This is a genomic window from Caballeronia udeis, assembly GCF_044909315.1.
Taxonomy (GTDB): Bacteria; Pseudomonadota; Gammaproteobacteria; order Burkholderiales; family Burkholderiaceae; genus Caballeronia; species Caballeronia udeis_A.
The window spans coordinates 1-1762 of record NZ_JBIYEB010000082.1 but is presented as its reverse complement, the minus strand read 5'-3'; the positions used below and the strand labels follow the sequence as shown (position 1 = coordinate 1762).

Here is a 1762-nt window from a genome sequence, read left to right as displayed (position 1 = left end):
TCGTTGACACATTGGCAGGCGCTGACGCGTTACTGCGAAGATGGGCGCATCGAAGTGGACAACAACACCGCAGAACGCTCAATTCGCCCTCTAGTAATGGGGCGTTCATTGTGCACCTCCTTCTGAGGCCTTGATAAACATTGGGATTTGTCCTTCCCCATCATTGCGACACGGGCGATGTTTGCGCGATAAGGCCGCTGTAACCGCATCGCTGCGCAGATCGCTCGCACGAATTTGCCAAGGAGCGTCGGGCATCACCTGCTCGGCGGGCAGAACCCGATCGTTGATCAACCGGCGGATCGCGTGACTGGTGACGCCGAGCAGTTTTGCGGCTTCGAACATCGTCAGCCATTCTCCATCCTTGTCAGCCGACTTGTACGCATGGATGTCTCGCACTCGCCGTATGGAACTGACACGGTGCGCAGTCCAGGTCTTACCCTGGCCTGTCCGTAACCCCATCCGGTTCAACGATGCGGCGATGTCCTGATCTGACCACCGGCTCGCCATGCTGCGAACGACCGCGAGCGCCTCGTCAGAGGTGCTGCATCCATGCTCGCCCGTTCGGGGCTTGCGAATTCGTAGCTGGGAGTGCTGACCGCCGTGCCAATGGATCGTCAGTATGACTTCGCGAGCCGTGTCGTCGACGTCTGCAACAATATCGACGATGAGCGCGCGGACTAGCTGCTGGCGCATGCGCATGGTCACGCCCGGAGCGTTCCAGGCCGCCTGGAGATTCTCAGCGAGCTTCACAAAGTCAGGAGACGCTGCCTCTGCCATCGGCGCCCCTGCCGTCTCCAGGCGCGTTTGACAGGCCTGTACCCGACGTAATGCTGCTTCCCAGTTCTTCTCCAATTGCGCGGCAATCAGACGGTTATCGGGGTCGCAGGCGGCGTAGCGGCGCTCGGCGAGCGTCGCCTCGTACTGGGCTTGCTGCAGTTCGAGTTCCACGATCCGCCGCTGCTCGTTCAAGGTATCCATTTGCATATGCTCGGCCTGCTGGGCTGCTTCGATTGCCAAGGGCTCCACGACACGCAGAAGTTCGTTTCCGATGGCAGCGTCGATGCGTGATCCGCCGAAGCTCATGCATCGCGGCGGTATGTCAAAGCGGTCACATCGGTAGACGGCCCGCGGGATTCGACCAGTATAGGCCACCGACAGGCGACGCCCACAGCGCGCGCAAGCAAGCAGGCCAGCGAGCAGTGCCCGTCCACCACGGCTCGATTTTACGTCGCCCGCCTTGCTGTAGGCGTTGGCCGAAAGCTGTTTCTGGTTGCGTTCGAATTCCGCCCAATCGATGTAGCCTTCGTGATGCTCCCGGAGCAGGACATCCCACTCCTCAAACGGCTTGGGATGCTTATAGCTCTTGCGCGCACGCCCATCTACTATCGCCATCTGTTTGCCACTCTTGCCGTACACGTATGCGCCGGCATAGAACGGATTCTTGAGCACCGAGATCACGTTACGGTAGCGTACGGGTATCCAGTCGAAGTGCGTCAGCGTCCTACCGTCAGAGGGGCGCGGGAAGTGGACCTGTTGAGCCCGTAGCGACAACAAAACCTGTCTTGCGCTACCGAGTTCGCGGAAACGTACGAATATTAGGCGTATGACTTCCTGCAGTTGCAGGCTTGGATCAATGCCCAGGCCGACTTCACGATGCCAGATATAGCTGTGAATTTCCGGCATATAGGCGCCATTTCGTTTTCGGCGTAATGGCGCCACCGGATTTCCGGCGTAATGGAGCCACGGCGTTTTCGGCGTAAAG

Annotated in this window: 1 protein-coding gene and 1 pseudogene; one reads left to right on the top strand and one right to left on the bottom strand. The window is 59.4% G+C overall.

All coding sequences use genetic code 11. The features are described from left to right. Window positions 1-105, top strand: a pseudogene (locus ABH944_RS44530) (IS66 family transposase); the annotation flags it as partial. On the opposite strand, the gene ABH944_RS44525 reads toward ABH944_RS44530, so the two are convergent. After that, window positions 106-1762: recombinase family protein (locus tag ABH944_RS44525; protein WP_404615817.1), on the bottom strand; the 1657-nt coding region annotated here is incomplete at its 5' end.